The organism is Pseudomonas sp. v388 (genome assembly GCF_003935425.1).
Taxonomy (GTDB): Bacteria; Pseudomonadota; Gammaproteobacteria; order Pseudomonadales; family Pseudomonadaceae; genus Aquipseudomonas.
Window position 1 is genome coordinate 376300 of the sequence record NZ_RHQN01000006.1, and the last position, 16994, is coordinate 393293.

Here is a 16994-nt window from a genome sequence, read left to right on the forward strand (position 1 = left end):
TGCCTGCAGGTCGCAAGGGTAGGTATGAGTTGACTAACGCTCCAACAAACGTGCCAACCCAACCCGCAGCGGGGTCGGCTCATCCAGTCTGAACCGCGCCAGCAAGCGCTGGTTGTCGGCTCGGGAATGACGGATATCGCCGGAACGTGGTTCGGCATACGTCACATCGGGCAGCTTGCCGACCACCGCTGATAGTTCCGACAGCAGCTGATTGAGCGAAGTGGCCTGATTCAGGCCGACGTTGATCGCCCCTTCACCCGCCTCAGGTAGCGCCAGCGCCTGGGTGAGCAACTTGACCAGATCACCCACATAGAAGAAATCACGGGTCTGTTCGCCATCGCCAAACACGGTGATCGGCAAACCCTTCTCAATGCGCTCGGCGAAGATGCTGATCACCCCGGAATACGGCGACGAAGGGTCCTGGCGCGGGCCGAAGATATTGAAGAACCTGAACACTACCGGCTCAAGGCCATGCTGGCGGCGGTAGAAATCCAGGTACTGCTCGCTGGCCAGCTTGTCTGACGCATAGGGTGTCAGCGGCGCCTTGGTGGTGTCTTCGGTGATGGACTCGCCTTCGCCGTTGTTGCCATACACCGCCGCGCTGGAAGCAAACACCACGCGCTTGATGCCTGCGTCACGCATGGCTTCGCAGACATTGAGCGTGCCGATGAAATTGCTTTGATGAGTCTGAACCGGATCATCCACCGAAGCCTGCACCGAGGCCACTGCGGCCAGATGCACCACGGCCTTGCAGCCGTTGACGGCGCGGCGTACCAGCGCGGCATCGGCCACATCGCCTTCGAGCAATTCGAGGCGCGGGTGGTCCATCTGCAGGTTGCCGGGCTTGCCGGTCGACAGGTCATCGAGGATGCGAACCGCATGGCCTTCGGCGAGCAAGGCGTCGGTCAGGTGCGAGCCGATGAAACCCGCTCCGCCAGTGATGAGAATTGGAGCGTCAGCCATGTCGATAGTACCGGTCCAGCAGGCTCGGCAGTCCTGCGCGCCAGGCGCGGGGCTTGATGCCGAAAGTGTGAAGAATTTTCTTGCAGGCCAGCACCGCGTGTTGCGGCTCTTCGGCCGCGTCGGGGCGTGCGGCGTGGGCTTGCGGCGTGGGCGACTCGATGGCCAGCGGATGCATCAGCCGCGCCTCGGTCAGGACAGCCTGGCCCAGCGCCACAGGTGTGGTCGCTTCATGGCCGGCGTAATGGTAAGTGCCCCACAAGGGCGCCTCGCAATCGAGCTGTTTGAGCACGGAAAGAATCACGCGAGCGGCATCGTCGACCGGCGTCGGATTGCCACGGCGGTCATCGGCCAGCAGCAGTTCTTCGGCGCGTTCGGCGCGGGTCAGGAAGCGCCCCAATACGCCCTCGCGGCTGTCGTCGAGCAACCAGCCGAAGCGCAGCAGCACGTGTTGCGGGCAAGCGGCACGCACACTCTGTTCAATGCGCCATAGCGCCTGGCCACGCAAGCCCAGGGGAACCGGTTCATCCTTTTCGCTGTAGGCCGTGGCCCGCGAACCATCGAACACGCGGTAGCTGGAAGGCTGGAGCAGAATGATGTTGTGGTGCTGGCACAGTTCGGCCAGGCGCTCGACGGAGCGTTCCTGGTGTGTCAGTCGCGTCTCGCTTACGGTCTCCGCCTGGAACCAGTCGAAGTAGTAGGCAAGGTTGATCAAGGCATCGGGGCGGGTGTCGTCGAGCAGTTGCGTCAGGCTCGCTGCGTCCCAGCCATCTTCTGGCGGACGTGGTGCGAGGAATCCAATGTCTTCCTCGGCACCCAGACGAATCAGCGCCTGCCCGAGGGCATTCCCGCCGCCCAACAGCATAAGGCGCATTCGCATAAGGTCAGCAGGCTCGGTATCAGAGTCGAATAATCGGGTGAAAAACGCCTGCAAACATAACACGTTGGTCGCTATCTCCCAACAGTCGCACGGAGGAAGGCCCACGCTGCAAGCCCTGGCAGGCCAGGGCCGGTCGATTCAGGCTCCGTTCGGCTTGGTCAGGGGTGGAGTGCCTGGCGCGGGAGTTGGCGGAGCCGGCTGCGGCGCCGGGGTACCAGCAGGCGGCGCGCCATCAGGTGGCGCAATCGCCGGCTGGCCTTGCAGGGCCGCGGGGTTCATCACCATCTGTGGATAAGTCTGGGCGAAGCGCACGTTCGGATTCTTATCCACAAGACGCTTGAGCCGCTCGTTGAAGGCGCGCCCTACCGCGTATTGCCCCCCGGACGAGGTGCGGAACTGACCCGTGAGCACCACGCCGTTGAGGTCCATCTTGTCCACGCCAAACACTTCGAGCGGACCTTGCAGGTTGTTCTTGAGCAGGATGTCTTCAGTGATCGACTGGCCGGTTTCACGAATGAGCGCCAGCGCATCGTCGATATTGGAGTCATAGGTGAACTGCACCGAGAAGAACGCGTAGGCGAACTGTCGAGACTGGTTGGTCACCGCCTTGATCTGGCCGAACGGCACCGAATGCACGAAGCCCTTGCCGTCGCGCAGCCGAACGGTGCGAATCGTCAGGCTTTCCACTGTACCCGCGTGGCCGGTGCTGAGCACGACCCAATCGCCCACCGAGAAGGTGTCTTCAATGATGATGAACAGGCCGGTGATCACGTCCTGCACCAGTTGCTGGGAACCGAAACCGATCGCCAGGCCGACCACACCGGCACCGGCCAACAGCGGTGCGACGTTGATACCCAGGTTGGCCATGGTGGTGATCGCACAGATCACCACCAGAATGATTTTGATCGCGTTGCGCAGCAGCGGGAGGATGGTCTTGATCCGCGTACTGGGTTGACGTGCATGGCGATGATTGACCGGTGGCTTGAGCGCTTCCTGAATCGCGGTGTCGAGCACGACCCACAGCAGCCACGTCACCATGAAGATCAGACCGATACTGCTCAACGAATCGCTGATGACTCGGCCCAAGGTGTTGCGCTGGGCGAACTCGAACATCGAGAAGCCCCAGATACGGCCCAGGATCTCGATGAAGGAAATCGCCAGGACGATGCGCAGCACTGCGTACAACAAGCTCAACAGGCGAGCCTTGTAGACGTGCCCTCCTCGCCCGGCGCCTTCTTCGACCGGTTTGAAGATCTGCTGGAACACAGTGCTCAGGAACACCGTGGCGATCAGCAGGATGGTTGTATAAAGCGCACAGCGCAGCGCTTCCTGGCTGTCCTCGCCCGCGCCGATCAGGTTGATTGCCGAGACCAGAATCATCAGCAGGATCGGCAGGTACCAGAGGTTGGAGAATATCTGCAGTGACTTTTGCAGCGCCGGACGCGCCATCCGGCTGCTCAAGGAACGGTTGCGGATCAGGTGCGCGATCGGGCGACGCATCTTGATCACCAGCACGCAGAACACCACCGAGGCGAACAGACCGGTGAACACCGCGACACTGGTGGTCACGTTACTGCCGAGCTGACGGGCGATCTGCGGGCTGGTGAGGGCATCGCTCAATGCGGCCAGAAAGCCGATGACGAACAACGGTCGGGGCGCATACCGGCGAATCACGGCTACTGCCGGTCGCTTGTGGCCGGCGTTGAACATGACGATCACGCACAGCAACACCGAGGTCGAGACAATGCCGCTACTGGTGGCGTAAGCGAAGCACAGCGCCAGCGCACGGCCCACGGACGTGGGCATGAAATGACTGACGTACAGCGTCAACGGCAGGCAGACCACTGCCGGCAAGGTGAACGGCAGGACGTATTTGAGCAGATCCTGGCTACGCTGGCGGGCTGCAAAGAACGGCCGTCGGCACAGGCGCACGGCGACGAAGCGACCCAGCGAAGTCAGCACCGCGAAGGCGCCCATCCACACCACTGAAAGCACAAGGAAATCGCCGATCACGCTCCATTGCGAACGCGAGGTGCGCTTGTTGACCAGTTTGCCCAATTCATCCGCGGCCCGGTCGGCGCGCAGGCGCCAGGCATCCCACAGGTTGTCATCGAGGTTCAGTTTCTCTTGAACGTCATCGATGCTTGAACTGATGGCACCCAACAGACCGCCCTGCACGATAAGTTCCGGCGCGGCTTCCGCAGGCGCTTCTGCCTGCTCCTTGGCAGGTTCTTTGGCGGAATCCTTGGCATCGCCCTTTTCAGCGGCCTTGTCGTCGACCGGCGCTCCGGCAGCCATTGGCAGCGCAGGAACATCGGCCGCCTGAAGTTGGAAGCTGCCGGCGCACAACATCACGCCTATCAGGATCAGGGTTCTCAACTGTGGTACCACGCAGCTTCCTCCTCGTTTGAACAGCGGGCACGACCCGGCCCCAAGAAACTGAGTCCCGATCACGCGGCAAGTTCGGTTTGGCAGGAAAATACGTGTCCGATGTTTCAGTTGCGCAAGCGCAGTCGACCGATTACCAACGGACCTGGGCCGGTCAGCGCAAGGCCGGCGAAAAGGATGATCAGTAGCCAGGCGAACTGCCCCTGTTCAAGCGTCCATTCGGGATGCACGACCGCCACCGCGACAACCAACACCGCCAGAACCGGCAGACAGGCCAACCGAGCGTACAGCCCCAGGATCAACAACAGCGGACACACGACTTCGGCGAACACCGCCAGCCCGAGGGTCAGGCCGGCGCCGAGGCCGAACGGGTCTTCGATGCGCTGCACTTCCAGGCTCCAGTGCAGCAGCTTGGGCAAGCCATGCACGCATAACAGCAGCACCGCGACGCTGATGCGCATGAACAGCAGGCCCCAGGCAAGCGTGGCCGGAACGGCGGTGGTGTTCGGGAGGTAATCGAGGCGTGATGCGCAAGGTGCCATGTCCGGCAGCTCTCTTGTGGGATGGGCGAACGACAGTATGCGCAAGGCCCGGTGCGGGAAATTGTTCGCATGTGCTGGATTCGTCTGCGCCGTTGAGAAAAGCACATTCGCGCAATTCCCATGGCCTGTTTGGGTCAATACTGCCTGGGCGCACCGTAACCCGCGCACCTACCGTACGATCAATGCCCCCATGACTTACTGACAAAGGAACCCGCATGAGCACTTTTACGACGCGCGACGGCACTGAAATCTATTTCAAGGACTGGGGCACCGGCAAGCCGGTGCTGTTCAGCCACGGCTGGCCGCTGGATGCGGACATGTGGGAATACCAGATGGAATACCTGAGCAGCCGCGGCTATCGCACCATCGCTTTCGACCGCCGAGGCTTTGGGCGTTCGGATCAGCCGTGGACCGGCTACGACTACGACACCTTTGCCGATGACATTGCCGCCCTGATCGAGCACCTCGACCTGCGCGACGTGACCCTGGTGGGGTTCTCCATGGGCGGCGGCGATGTGGCGCGCTACATTGCCCGTCACGGCAGCGAGCGCGTCGCCAAGCTGGCTTTGCTGGGTGCGGTCACCCCGCTGTTCCTCAAGACTGCAGACCACCCGCAAGGTGTGGAGAAGTCCGTGTTCGACGGCATCAAGGCCGGCCTGCTGCAAGACCGTGCGCAGTTCATCGCTGATTTCTCCAGTGCGTTCTACGGCATTGGGCAAGGTCAGAAAGTGTCCGACGGCGTCATGACCCAGACTCTGAACGTCGCCCTGCTGGCTTCGCTCAAGGCGACCGTAGACTGCGTGACCGCCTTCTCGGAAACCGACTTCCGTCCGGACATGGCCAGGATCGACGTTCCGACGCTGGTCATCCACGGTGATGCCGACCAGATCGTGCCATTCGAGGCCACCGGCAAACTGGCCGCTGAAATGATCCAGGGCGCGACGCTGAAGGTTTACCCAGGTGCGCCCCACGGTTTCGCCGTAACCCACGGCCAGCAACTCAACGAGGATCTGCTGGCGTTCATCGCCGACTGATCCAGCCCCCGGTCCGCTTCCACCTTGACCTGGAAGCGGACTGCTCCGCGAAGGCGTCTGCTTTTGCCAAAGCCGCAGGTTTCCAGGCGGCGGATTGATATCACTCCTATACGCCGGGATAATTGCGCGACCCACAGGCTTCATCTAGTTTGTACCCCCGACATGAGACCGACGGCACGGCCTCCGCACCGGCAAGGAAACGACATCATGATCCGAGTAGGCCTCGCTTCAGTCTCTCTCGAGCGCCGGGAAGCCTTTCGTGACGGGCAGATGCTGCGCATGGGTGGTCGGGCATTCGATATTCTCGCCACGCTCATTCGCGCCGAAGGTCGTATCGTCAGCAAAGACACGCTGATCAGCCAGGTGTGGCAGAACACCATCGTCGAGAACAACAATCTGGAAGTCCACATTTCCCACCTGCGCAAGTTGCTGGGCGGCAAGGACTTCATTCAGACCGTTCCGCGCCGTGGCTACCGCTTGCTGGCCGAGAGCGCACCGCCGTCTTCCGGTTTCCTGTCGACAGTCCCAGCCTTGCCGCCGGTGAGCGAGGCGCCGCTGTCGCCACTGCCGCCACGCTTCGACGCGCCCACCACGGTGTACATCATCGATGACGACGCAGCGGTACGTACGGCGTTGAGCCGCTTGCTGCGGGCGGAAGGCATTCCACATGTCCTGTTCGGCTCGGCAGAAGACTTCCTGCAAACCACCCTGCCCTGCGCCCCGGCCTGCCTGTTGCTGGATGTCAGCCTGCCGGCGGCAACCGGGCTTGAACTGCAAGCCGAGCTGGTACGTCGCGGCAGGCCCTGGCCGATCGTGTTCATGACCGGCTTCGGCACCATTCCCATGTCGGTGCAGGCAATAAAGGCCGGTGCGGTGGAGTTCTTGACCAAGCCGTTCAATGACGAGCAATTGCTGAGCACCCTGCGACAGGTCATGCACCAGGCCCATGTCCAGCGTGACGCATGGAGCGAGCTGAAGGCGGTGCAACGACGGCTCGAATCCCTGACGCCGCGCGAACATGAAGTGCTCGGTCTGTTGGTGACCGGTATCAGCAACAAACAGCTCGCCAATGAACTGGGCATCAGCGAAGTGACCGCCAAGGTACACAAGAAGCATGTCATGGCGAAAATGCAGGCCCGCACCCTGATCGATCTGGTCAACCAATGTCAGCGGGCCGATGCGCTGCCTGCCCACGCCCTTACCTCATGAACGCGGGTTACCGATGAGCCTGTTGCAATCGCTGACCGAGCACTCGGCCCTCGCGTGGCTGCCATGATTACCGTGTGTGTGGTGGACGACGACCTGTCGGTGCGCAAGAGCCTGGTCAACCTGCTGAAATCGGCCGGTTATCGTGCCTTGGGTTTTGTGTCCGGTGAAGAATTGCTGGTATGCGATGAGCTGGACGCCGCCGCCTGCGTGCTTCTGGATCTGCGCATGAAAGGCCTGCAAGGCCCGGACGTGCAGATCGCGCTGAACGCCGCGGGCACCCGTCCGGCAGTGATTTGCATGTCGGCCCACTGGGACGAAGCGTCGCTGGTCGAAGCCAAGGGTAACGGCGCCTGCGACTGCCTGCACAAACCGTTCACCGGCGAGGTACTGCTGAGCGCCATCGAAAGCGCTCTGCATCATCAGCCACGCCCCGAAAAGCCGTAACGCCTTACGCCGCGCCTTCGAAGTTCCTGCGCTTAAGGATTATTAAGCTTTGCCAAAGGACTTCGGCTACGGCCGGTCGTCAGACTTCTCCTGCCACTTTTCAGGAGAGTCGCCATGCACCCCACGGTTACCGCCCCCGATGAGTCTCTGGACCCTCAGTTTCTTGTTCAACTACACAACCTGCAAAACACCCTGCTGCACTCGCACCCGGCAACGGCGTATCAAAAATGCGTCGCCTTGGGCGTGCAGCTGCTGGCGCTCTGCCCGCCCGAGCGCAATCCTGCACAACGCGTAGCACTGGCGCCCTGGCAGGAGCGCCGCGCCAAGGAACTGATGATGAACTCCATCACCCGCCCCCTGAGCATCAGCCAGGTCGCGCAGGGATGTTCGCTCTCCCGCAGCCATTTTTCCCGCGCCTTCAAGAAGAACACCGGTTACTCACCACAGGACTGGTTTCTGCACGCCAAGATAGAACGCTCCAAGCAACTGCTCGAATCAGGCATGCCCATCACCCAGGTCAGCCTGGAGTGCGGATTTGCCGACCAGTCGCACTTCACGCGCACTTTCACCCGCAAGACCGGCCAGAGTCCGATGGCCTGGCGGCGCGCGCAAATACGGGATTAAGGTTTTGCCGGCAGGATTGTCCCTATGGGTAACACCTCGAGGGGTACGCCCATAAAGCAAAAGGCCCTCAAGTCATGACTTGAGGGCCTTGGGTGCTATTGGTGGCGAGCGGTCCGTCAGAACGGAATATCGTCATCGAAGCTGTCGAAATCAGCCGCCGGCTGTGGAGCCTGCTGTTGCGGAGCCGGACGCGAGTCGCGCTGTGGCTGCGAATACGACTGCTGCTGAGGCGGAGCCGACTGGGGACGCGATTGCTGAGGGCGCGGTGCAGCATTACCGTAGCCGCCGCCCTGACCTTGCTGGGCATCACCCTGCTGAGGACGGCCACCGAGCAGCTGCATGGTGCCTTGCATGTCGACGACGATTTCAGTGGTGTAACGCTTGATGCCGTCTTTTTCCCACTCGCGGGTCTGCAGCTTGCCTTCGATGTAGACCTGAGAGCCCTTGCGCAGGTACTCGCCGGCGATCTCGGCAACCTTGCCGAACATCGACACGCGGTGCCATTCGGTCTTTTCGACTTTCTGGCCGCTCTGCTTGTCGGTCCATTGTTCGCTGGTGGCCAGACTCAGGTTGGTCACGGCGTTACCGTTAGGCAAGTAGCGAACTTCGGGATCCTGGCCGCAAGTGCCGACCAATATGACTTTGTTAACCCCACGGGCCATAACGTTCTCCTAGGCTTCGCACGCTTGCGGCGCTGGATTGACCAGCTGTTCAAGAGACGCACGATCCAATAATTTTGTATCCAGTTTGATATAGACGGCTGCCTCTTCGACAACCACCACGGCATCCGTCACGCCTGTTACGGACTTCAATCTTTCTGCCAGGCCTGCATCACGCTGCGCCTGTGGCGACAACGGCAGGCGTAGGCTCGTCACGTACGGCGGTTCACGCATGGTCATCGCAAAAGCGAACCAGATAGCGGCCATGGCTGCTCCACCGAGGAACACCACATCGAGCCCGCCATGCTGGAACAACCAGCCACCCAGTATCCCACCTGCTGCCGAGCCAAGGAACTGACTTGTGGAATAAACTCCCATGGCAGTGCCTTTTCCGCCGGCCGGCGACACTTTGCTGATCAGTGACGGCAGTGAAGCTTCCAGCAAATTGAACGCTGTGAAGAATACCACTGTCCCGATGACCAGTGCCCGCAACGTGTTACCAAATGCCCAGAAGAATAGCTCGGCGAGCAGCAGAACGAACACGGCACCGAGCAGCACGCGCTTCATCTGGCGCTTCTTTTCCCCGTAAATGATGAACGGGATCATGGCAAAGAATGAGATCAGCAGCGCGGTGAGGTAAACCCACCAGTGCTCCTCTTTGGGCAGACCGGCCTTTTCGACCAGCGCCAGCGGAAGCGCGACGAAACTGGACATCAGCATCGCATGCAGCACGAAGATACCCAGATCCAGACGCAGCAGGTCCGGATGACGCAGGGTCGCCCCCAACGCCTGCCTGGCCACGCCGGACTCGCGGTGCAGCAACGGCCCGTTGGCCTTCGGGACGACGAACGCCACGATCAGGATGCCCAGCAGCGCCATGCCGCCGGTCGCCATGAACAGTCCTGACAATCCGAACGTGCCGGTGATCAGCGGGCCGACCACCATCGCAACGGCGAACGACAGGCCGATGGTCATCCCGATCATGGCCATGGCCTTGGTGCGGTGCTGTTCACGCGTCAGATCGGACAACAGCGCCATGACTGCGGCGGAAATGGCCCCGGCGCCCTGCAGGATGCGGCCGGCGATGACTCCCCAGATCGAGTCCGCGTTCGCGGCCACGACACTGCCGATGGCGAAGACGATCAAACCCAGGTAAATGACCGGGCGACGTCCTATCCGGTCGGAAATCATCCCGAACGGAATCTGCAACACGGCCTGGGTCAGGCCATAGGCGCCGATGGCCAGACCGATCAAGGCAGGGCTGGCGCCTGCCAGGTCCATCCCGTAAGTGGCCAGGACCGGCAAAACCATGAACATGCCGAGCATGCGGAAAGCGAACACCAGGGCCAGACCGCCTGCCGCGCGCGTCTCACCGCTACTCATGCGTTCGCTGAGGGGATCGTGCATGAAGAAACCTCGTGTGAACCGGCGGCGATTCTACCAGTCCCATCGATTGACGGGGTATATCGCGACGCTTTGACGCGTGTAGATGACAGAGTCTTCATCTACGGATACGACGCGGACTGGATAGTGTGCATCCATCCAGTGTTTGACCGTATACTCCTACGTTTTCGACGCCCGCCGTGCGAGGCCATTTTGGACAAGATCCTGATTCGTGGGGCTCGAACCCACAACCTGAAGAACATCGACCTGACCCTGCCACGCGACAAGCTGATCGTCATCACCGGGTTGTCCGGTTCTGGCAAATCATCGCTGGCATTCGACACGCTGTATGCGGAAGGTCAGCGGCGCTACGTAGAATCGCTTTCTGCATACGCCAGACAATTCCTCTCGATGATGGAGAAACCGGACGTCGATACCATCGAAGGCTTGTCGCCGGCGATTTCCATCGAACAGAAGTCCACTTCCCACAACCCACGATCCACAGTGGGCACCATCACCGAGATCTACGACTACCTGCGCCTGCTCTACGCGCGAGTGGGCCAGCCGCGCTGCCCGGATCACGACATTCCCCTGGAAGCCCAGACCGTCAGTCAGATGGTCGACCTGGTGCTGACCCAGCCTGAAGGCAGCAAGCTGATGTTGCTGGCGCCAGTGATTCGCGAGCGCAAGGGCGAGCACTTGTCAGTGTTCGAAGAGCTGCGCGCCCAGGGTTTCGTGCGGGCGCGAGTCAATGGAAAGTTGTGCGAGCTTGATGAGCTGCCCAAGCTGGACAAGCAAAAGAAGCACTCCATCGACGTGGTGGTGGACCGTTTCAAAGTCCGGGCCGACCTGCAACAGCGTCTGGCGGAGTCTTTCGAGACCGCCTTGAAGCTGGCCGATGGCATTGCGCTGGTGGCGCCGATGGATGACGAGCCCGGCGAAGAAACGATCTTTTCCGCGCGTTTTGCGTGCCCGATCTGCGGCCATGCCATCAGCGAGCTGGAGCCCAAGCTGTTCTCCTTCAACAACCCGGCGGGCGCCTGCCCAACCTGCGATGGGCTGGGTGTGAAGCAGTTCTTTGACATCAAGCGCCTGGTAAACGCCGAGCTGACCTTGGCCGAAGGCGCAATACGCGGCTGGGACCGACGCAATGTCTACTATTTCCAGATGCTCGGCTCACTGGCCAAGCACTACGGTTTCAGCCTGGAGGTTCCGTTCAAGGAGCTGCCGGCCGATCAGCAGAAAGTCCTGCTCAGCGGCAGCGGCAGTCAGAATGTTGATTTCCGGTATCTGAACGACCGTGGCGACATCGTCAAACGCGCTCACCCGTTCGAAGGCATCGTGCCGAACCTTGAGCGCCGCTACCGGGAAACCGAGTCGGCGACCGTGCGTGAAGAGCTGGCCAAATTCCTCGGCACCCAGCCTTGCCCGGATTGCCGCGGCACCCGCCTGCGCCGCGAAGCGCGGCATGTGTGGGTTGGAGAGAAAACCTTGCCTGCGGTGACCAGCCTGCCGATCGGTGACGCGACCGAATATTTTGACGTACTCAAACTGACCGGCCGCCGTGGCGAGATCGCTGACAAGATTCTTAAAGAGATCCGCGAGCGCCTGCAGTTTCTGGTCAACGTCGGCCTGGACTACCTGACGCTGGATCGCAGCGCGGACACGCTATCGGGCGGTGAAGCTCAGCGCATCCGCCTCGCCAGCCAGATCGGCGCGGGCCTGGTGGGCGTCTTGTACATCCTCGATGAACCGTCCATCGGCCTGCATCAGCGCGACAACGACCGTTTGCTGGGCACCCTCAAACACCTGCGGGACATCGGCAACACGGTGATCGTCGTCGAGCACGATGAAGACGCTATCCGCCTCGCGGACTATGTGGTCGACATCGGTCCTGGCGCGGGCGTGCATGGCGGTCATATCGTCGCTGAAGGTACGCCGGACGAGGTCATGTCTCACCCTGACTCCCTGACAGGCAAGTACCTGTCCGGGCGCGTCAAGATCGAGGTGCCGGCCAAGCGCACGCCGCGCAACAAGAAGCTGTCGCTGAGCCTCAAGGGCGCACGCGGCAACAACTTGCGTGATGTGAACCTGGAGATCCCGATCGGCTTGTTGACCTGCGTGACCGGGGTTTCCGGTTCCGGGAAGTCGACACTGATCAACAACACGCTGTTTCCGCTCAGTGCAACTGCGCTCAACGGCGCAACCACGCTGGAAGCGGCCACCCACGACAGCATCAAGGGCCTGGAGCATCTGGACAAGGTCGTGGACATTGACCAAAGCCCGATTGGCCGGACACCGCGTTCCAACCCGGCGACTTATACCGGGTTGTTCACGCCGATTCGCGAACTGTTCGCCGGTGTGCCGGAATCCCGTTCGCGCGGGTACGGCCCGGGCCGGTTCTCGTTCAACGTCAAGGGTGGACGCTGCGAAGCGTGCCAGGGCGATGGCCTGATCAAGGTCGAGATGCATTTCCTGCCGGACATCTATGTGCCGTGCGACGTGTGCAAGAGCAAGCGCTACAACCGCGAAACCCTGGAGATCAAATACAAGGGCAAGAACATCCATGAAACGCTGGAAATGACGATCGAGGAAGCCAGAGCGTTCTTCGATGCCGTTCCGGCACTGGCGCGCAAGCTGCAGACGCTGATGGATGTCGGGCTTTCGTACATCAAGCTGGGCCAGTCGGCGACTACCCTGTCGGGCGGCGAAGCGCAGCGGGTCAAACTCTCCCGCGAGCTTTCCAAGCGCGATACCGGCAAGACGCTGTATATCCTGGATGAACCGACGACCGGATTACACTTCGCCGATATCCAGCAGCTACTGGACGTGCTGCATCGTCTTCGCGACCACGGCAATACCGTGGTGGTGATCGAGCACAACCTCGATGTCATCAAGACAGCCGACTGGCTGGTGGACCTCGGTCCGGAAGGTGGCTCGCGGGGCGGGCAGATCATCGCCACAGGGACGCCTGAACAGGTTGCCGAGATGAAGCAGTCCTACACAGGCCATTATCTGAAGCCGCTGCTGCTCCGAGATAAAGCCTGATAGAGATGCAGAGCGTGCCTGCCCGCGACGCATGACGCTGTTGCGTATGCCGCTCGCGGGCAAGCCCGCTGTTACAACGCGTAGCCGGCCAAATAAAAAGCCCCCGTCACGTAAGTGCGGGGGCTTTTCGTTTTCACCGGTCTGCGATCAGAACTGGGACTGCAGGTAGTTCGGCAAACCGATCGACTTGATCAAGCCCAACTGCTGTTCAAGCCAGTAGGTGTGATCTTCCTCGGTGTCAGCCAACTGCACCCGCAGGATGTCGCGGCTGATGTAGTCGTTGTGCAGTTCACACAGCTCGATGCCTTTGCAGAGCGCAGCACGAACCTTATATTCGAGACGCAGATCGCTGGCGAGCATCTCAGGCACCGTGGTGCCGATATCCAGATCGTCAGGCCGCATACGTGGCGTGCCTTCGAGCATGAGGATCCGGCGCATCAATGCATCGGCATGTTGCGCCTCTTCTTCCATTTCGTGATTGATACGCTCATAGAGCTTGGCAAAGCCCCAGTCCTCGTACATGCGCGAATGAATGAAATATTGGTCACGCGCAGCCAGTTCGCCAGTGAGCAATGTGTTGAGGTAATCAATTACGTCTGGATGGCCTTGCATCGCACCAGATCTCCCTGCTGAAAGGCGATAGTTTGAACCATGCGCCGCCAGAGGTCACTGGGAAAAACGCAATAAACAGACAAAGAGCATCGATTTTCGGCCATCCAGACGCGAAAAACCGCCCTAATGAGGGCGGTTCTGTTTCTCACTTAGAGTCAACCCAGGTTGACGCCCAACGCATCGGCGACACCCTGGCCATAAGCAGCGTCGGCCCTGTAAAAGTGTTGCAACTGACGCTGGACTACATCACTCGATACGCCAGCCATCGCTCCGGCGATGTTGCTGATCAGCAGCGCTTTCTGGTCGGCATTCATCAGGTTGAACAGCTTGCCCGCCTGACTGTAGTAGTCAGTGTCTTCACGATGGTCATGACGACCTGCGCCACCACTCAGAGCCAGCTCAGGCTCAGCGTAACGCGGGTCCTGCTTGGGTGCGTCGGCGTAGCTGTTCGGCTCGTAGTTTGGCGCCGAACCGCCGTTGGTGCCGAACGCCATGGCACCGTCACGCTGGTAGCTGAAGACCGGATTCTTCGGCGAATTGATCGGCAGCTGCTGGTGGTTGGTACCTACGCGATAGCGATGGGCATCGGCATAAGCAAACACACGTCCCTGCAGCATACGATCCGGGGACAGCCCTACGCCTGGAACCATATTGCTTGGGCCAAACGCAGCCTGCTCGACTTCCGCAAAATAGTTGAGCGGGTTGCGGTTGAGCTCCAGTTCACCCACCTCGATCAGAGGGAACTCCTTTTGCGACCAGGTCTTGGTCACGTCGAACGGGTTCTCGTGATGATTAGCCGCTTGCTCCTCGGTCATCAACTGGATGCAGACCTGCCACTTAGGGAAATCCCCACGCTCGATTGCGGTAAACAGGTCGCGCTGTGCGTAATCGGGGTCCGTACCGGCAATACGGGCTGCATCGGCGGGCGACAGGTTCTTGATACCCTGCCGAGTCTTGTAGTGCCACTTGACCCAATGACGCTGACCCTTGGCACTGATCAGGCTATAGGTATGGCTACCGAAGCCGTGCATGTGACGGTAGCCATCGGGAATGCCTCGGTCCGAGAACAGAATGGTGACCTGGTGCAATGCTTCCGGCGAATGGGACCAGAAATCCCACATCATCTGGCCGCTTTTGAGGTTGGTCTGCGGCAAACGCTTCTGCGTATGGATGAAGTCAGGAAACTTCAGAGGGTCGCGAATGAAGAACACCGGCGTGTTGTTGCCAACGATGTCCCAGTTACCTTCTTCGGTGTAAAACTTGATCGCGAAGCCGCGCGGGTCACGCTCGGTATCGGCAGAACCACGCTCGCCACCGACAGTGGAAAAACGCAGAAAGATTGGAGTTTGCTTGCCAACGGTGTCAAACAGCTTGGCGCTGGTGTAGGCACTGATGTCGCGCGTGACGGTGAAGGTACCGTGGGCACCCGAGCCTTTCGCATGCACACGACGCTCCGGGATGTTCTCCCGGTTGAAGTGGGCAAGCTTTTCGATCAGATGAAAATCATCCAGCAGCAAAGGACCGCGAGGACCCGCCGAGCGGGAGTTCTGGTTGTCGGCGACTGGCGCACCACTGGCAGTCGTAAGGGTTTTGTTCTGACTCATGCGTTCTCTTCCTCAGGCTGTGCTGCCGGGTGACCCGGCTTGAGCGAGAGTATTGTCCAGAACTATTACAGCCTACAAATTCATTAAGTTTTTTTAAGCTATAGATTTTTACAATCCTGAAAAGCAAAAAACCGGGCCTAGGGCCCGGTTCTTTGTTCGAACTGATGTCTTATTCAGCGGTTTCTACAGAACCACCGACAGGACGATCAACCAACTCGACGTACGCCATAGGCGCGTTGTCGCCAGCGCGGAAACCGCACTTGAGGATGCGCAGGTAGCCGCCCTGACGGGTTGCATAGCGCTTGCCCAGATCGTTGAACAGCTTGCCTACGGCTTCTTTCGAACGAGTACGGTCGAAAGCCAGACGGCGGTTAGCTACGCTGTCTTCCTTGGCCAGGGTGATCAGCGGCTCGGCAACGCGGCGCAGTTCCTTGGCTTTTGGCAGAGTAGTTTTGATCAGCTCGTGCTCGAACAGCGACACCGCCATGTTTTGAAACATGGCCTTGCGGTGCGAGCTGGTACGGCTCAGGTGACGTCCACTTTTACGATGACGCATGGTTCATTCCTTACCAAACTCACGTTCGGTGATTACGACGATCAGGCCGTAGCCTTGTCGTCCTTCTTAAGACTTGCCGGCGGCCAGTTGTCGAGGCGCATGCCGAGGGACAGACCACGGGAGGCCAGAACATCTTTGATCTCAGTCAAAGACTTCTTCCCAAGGTTTGGAGTTTTCAACAACTCTACTTCGGTGCGCTGAATCAGGTCGCCGATGTAGTAGATGTTCTCCGCCTTAAGGCAGTTAGCCGAACGTACAGTCAGTTCCAAATCGTCAACCGGACGGAGCAGGATCGGATCGATCTCGTCTTCCTGTTCGATTACCACTGGTTCGCTGTCACCTTTGAGGTCGACGAACGCAGCCAACTGCTGTTGCAGGATGGTTGCAGCGCGACGGATTGCCTCTTCAGGATCCAGAGTACCGTTGGTTTCCAGATCAATAACCAGCTTGTCCAGGTTGGTGCGCTGCTCGACACGGGCGTTTTCCACCACGTATGCGATACGGCGAACCGGGCTGAACGAAGAATCGAGCTGCAAGCGACCAATGCTGCGGCTCTCGTCTTCATCGCTTTGACGCGAGTCTGCCGGCTCATAACCACGACCACGAGCTACGGTGAGCTTCATGTTCAGGACGCCGTTAGACGCCAGGTTAGCGATTACGTGATCGGGATTAACGATCTCGACATCATGATCCAGCTGAATATCGGCAGCGGTAACCACCCCCGAACCCTTCTTCGACAAGGTCAGCGTAACTTCGTCTCGACCGTGCAGCTTGATAGCCAGACCTTTAAGGTTCAACAGGATTTCAATGACGTCTTCCTGTACACCTTCGATGGCGCTGTACTCATGGAGTACACCGTCAATCTCGGCCTCGACTACTGCACAGCCGGGCATGGAGGACAACAGAATGCGGCGAAGCGCGTTGCCCAGGGTATGGCCAAAACCACGCTCGAGAGGCTCGAGTGTGATCTTGGCGCGGGTTGGACTGACAACCTGCACATCAATGTGGCGGGGTGTCAGGAACTCATTTACCGAAATCTGCATGGATGCAC

15 protein-coding genes are annotated in these 16994 nt (G+C 60.0%); 5 read left to right on the plus strand and 10 right to left on the minus strand.

All coding sequences use genetic code 11. The features are described 5' to 3' along the window. Window positions 1-33: 33 nt before the first annotated feature. The 4 genes from EGJ27_RS16675 to EGJ27_RS16690 form a co-directional block, all read right to left on the minus strand. Window positions 34-963, minus strand: a complete 930-nt coding sequence (locus EGJ27_RS16675) for an NAD-dependent epimerase/dehydratase family protein (protein ID WP_125831843.1) — start codon at window positions 961-963, stop codon at window positions 34-36. Next, the gene (locus tag EGJ27_RS16680) at window positions 956-1840 is read right to left on the minus strand and encodes a sugar nucleotide-binding protein (RefSeq protein ID WP_125831844.1); all 885 of its coding nucleotides are present in this window, start codon (window positions 1838-1840) and stop codon (window positions 956-958) included. Before EGJ27_RS16680 ends, EGJ27_RS16675 begins: the two co-directional genes overlap by 8 nt. Before the next feature lie 138 nt (window positions 1841-1978). Continuing rightward, the gene (locus tag EGJ27_RS16685) at window positions 1979-4192 is read right to left on the minus strand and encodes a mechanosensitive ion channel family protein (protein WP_371920864.1); all 2214 of its coding nucleotides are present in this window, start codon (window positions 4190-4192) and stop codon (window positions 1979-1981) included. Between the two features lie 143 nt (window positions 4193-4335). Continuing rightward, the gene (locus EGJ27_RS16690; protein WP_256672869.1) at window positions 4336-4689 is read right to left on the minus strand and encodes a DoxX family protein; all 354 of its coding nucleotides are present in this window, start codon (window positions 4687-4689) and stop codon (window positions 4336-4338) included. A gap of 296 nt (window positions 4690-4985) precedes the next feature. On the opposite strand from EGJ27_RS16690, the gene EGJ27_RS16695 reads away from it, so the two are divergent. The 4 genes from EGJ27_RS16695 (at window position 4986) to EGJ27_RS25100 (ending at window position 8081) form a co-directional block, all read left to right on the plus strand. Next, the gene (locus EGJ27_RS16695) at window positions 4986-5804 is read left to right on the plus strand and encodes an alpha/beta fold hydrolase (protein WP_125831849.1); all 819 of its coding nucleotides are present in this window, start codon (window positions 4986-4988) and stop codon (window positions 5802-5804) included. A gap of 207 nt (window positions 5805-6011) precedes the next feature. Continuing rightward, window positions 6012-7013 carry a response regulator gene (locus EGJ27_RS16700; RefSeq protein WP_125831851.1) on the plus strand — a complete coding sequence of 334 codons (1002 nt, stop codon included), beginning with the start codon at window positions 6012-6014 and terminating at the stop codon, window positions 7011-7013. 63 nt (window positions 7014-7076) lie between these two features. Next, window positions 7077-7457, plus strand: coding sequence for a response regulator transcription factor (locus tag EGJ27_RS16705; RefSeq protein ID WP_125831852.1), 381 nt, complete (start codon window positions 7077-7079; stop codon window positions 7455-7457). Between the two features lie 114 nt (window positions 7458-7571). After that, complete coding sequence (locus EGJ27_RS25100; RefSeq protein WP_256672867.1) at window positions 7572-8081, plus strand: AraC family transcriptional regulator; 510 nt, start codon at window positions 7572-7574, stop codon at window positions 8079-8081. Window positions 8082-8197: 116 nt separating this feature from the next. Here EGJ27_RS25100 and EGJ27_RS16715 read toward each other — a convergent pair whose 3' ends face one another. Both EGJ27_RS16715 and EGJ27_RS16720 read right to left on the minus strand, forming a co-directional pair. Further along, window positions 8198-8743: a single-stranded DNA-binding protein gene (locus EGJ27_RS16715; protein ID WP_125831853.1), complete on the minus strand. Its 546-nt coding sequence runs from the start codon at window positions 8741-8743 to the stop codon at window positions 8198-8200. Between the two features lie 9 nt (window positions 8744-8752). Continuing rightward, window positions 8753-10147 carry an MFS transporter gene (locus tag EGJ27_RS16720; RefSeq protein WP_125831854.1) on the minus strand — a complete coding sequence of 465 codons (1395 nt, stop codon included), beginning with the start codon at window positions 10145-10147 and terminating at the stop codon, window positions 8753-8755. 189 nt (window positions 10148-10336) lie between these two features. On the opposite strand from EGJ27_RS16720, the gene uvrA reads away from it, so the two are divergent. Beyond that, a complete protein-coding gene (uvrA, locus tag EGJ27_RS16725) occupies window positions 10337-13171 on the plus strand; it encodes an excinuclease ABC subunit UvrA (RefSeq protein ID WP_125831855.1) in 2835 nt (944 codons plus the stop codon). Between the two features lie 147 nt (window positions 13172-13318). Here the strand turns inward: uvrA and bfr are convergent, their stop codons facing one another. The 4 genes from bfr to rpoA form a co-directional block, all read right to left on the minus strand. Then, complete coding sequence (gene bfr, locus EGJ27_RS16730; RefSeq protein WP_125831856.1) at window positions 13319-13783, minus strand: bacterioferritin; 465 nt, start codon at window positions 13781-13783, stop codon at window positions 13319-13321. A 155-nt stretch (window positions 13784-13938) separates the two neighbouring features. Then, window positions 13939-15387, minus strand: a complete 1449-nt coding sequence (locus EGJ27_RS16735; RefSeq protein WP_125831857.1) for a catalase — start codon at window positions 15385-15387, stop codon at window positions 13939-13941. Between the two features lie 169 nt (window positions 15388-15556). Beyond that, window positions 15557-15943: a 50S ribosomal protein L17 gene (rplQ, locus tag EGJ27_RS16740; RefSeq protein WP_125831858.1), complete on the minus strand. Its 387-nt coding sequence runs from the start codon at window positions 15941-15943 to the stop codon at window positions 15557-15559. 41 nt (window positions 15944-15984) lie between these two features. Beyond that, entirely contained in the window at window positions 15985-16986 is a 1002-nt protein-coding gene (gene rpoA, locus EGJ27_RS16745) for a DNA-directed RNA polymerase subunit alpha (RefSeq protein WP_002555464.1), read from the minus strand. Between the last annotated feature and the right edge of the window lie 8 nt (window positions 16987-16994).

What these genes read in the sequence shown, in the direction of transcription:
- EGJ27_RS16675 (WP_125831843.1), bottom strand. Translation starts at nt 963, where the DNA reads ATGGCTGACGCTCCAATTCTCATCACTGGCGGAGCGGGTTTCATCGGC.
- EGJ27_RS16680 (WP_125831844.1), bottom strand. Translation starts at nt 1,840, where the DNA reads ATGCGAATGCGCCTTATGCTGTTGGGCGGCGGGAATGCCCTCGGGCAG.
- EGJ27_RS16685 (WP_371920864.1), bottom strand. Translation starts at nt 4,192, where the DNA reads ATGTTGTGCGCCGGCAGCTTCCAACTTCAGGCGGCCGATGTTCCTGCG.
- EGJ27_RS16690 (WP_256672869.1), bottom strand. Translation starts at nt 4,689, where the DNA reads ATGCGCATCAGCGTCGCGGTGCTGCTGTTATGCGTGCATGGCTTGCCC.
- EGJ27_RS16695 (WP_125831849.1), top strand. Translation starts at nt 4,986, where the DNA reads ATGAGCACTTTTACGACGCGCGACGGCACTGAAATCTATTTCAAGGAC.
- EGJ27_RS16700 (WP_125831851.1), top strand. Translation starts at nt 6,012, where the DNA reads ATGATCCGAGTAGGCCTCGCTTCAGTCTCTCTCGAGCGCCGGGAAGCC.
- EGJ27_RS16705 (WP_125831852.1), top strand. Translation starts at nt 7,077, where the DNA reads ATGATTACCGTGTGTGTGGTGGACGACGACCTGTCGGTGCGCAAGAGC.
- EGJ27_RS25100 (WP_256672867.1), top strand. Translation starts at nt 7,572, where the DNA reads ATGCACCCCACGGTTACCGCCCCCGATGAGTCTCTGGACCCTCAGTTT.
- EGJ27_RS16715 (WP_125831853.1), bottom strand. Translation starts at nt 8,743, where the DNA reads ATGGCCCGTGGGGTTAACAAAGTCATATTGGTCGGCACTTGCGGCCAG.
- EGJ27_RS16720 (WP_125831854.1), bottom strand. Translation starts at nt 10,147, where the DNA reads ATGCACGATCCCCTCAGCGAACGCATGAGTAGCGGTGAGACGCGCGCG.
- bfr (WP_125831856.1), bottom strand. Translation starts at nt 13,783, where the DNA reads ATGCAAGGCCATCCAGACGTAATTGATTACCTCAACACATTGCTCACT.
- EGJ27_RS16735 (WP_125831857.1), bottom strand. Translation starts at nt 15,387, where the DNA reads ATGAGTCAGAACAAAACCCTTACGACTGCCAGTGGTGCGCCAGTCGCC.
- rplQ (WP_125831858.1), bottom strand. Translation starts at nt 15,943, where the DNA reads ATGCGTCATCGTAAAAGTGGACGTCACCTGAGCCGTACCAGCTCGCAC.
- rpoA (WP_002555464.1), bottom strand. Translation starts at nt 16,986, where the DNA reads ATGCAGATTTCGGTAAATGAGTTCCTGACACCCCGCCACATTGATGTG.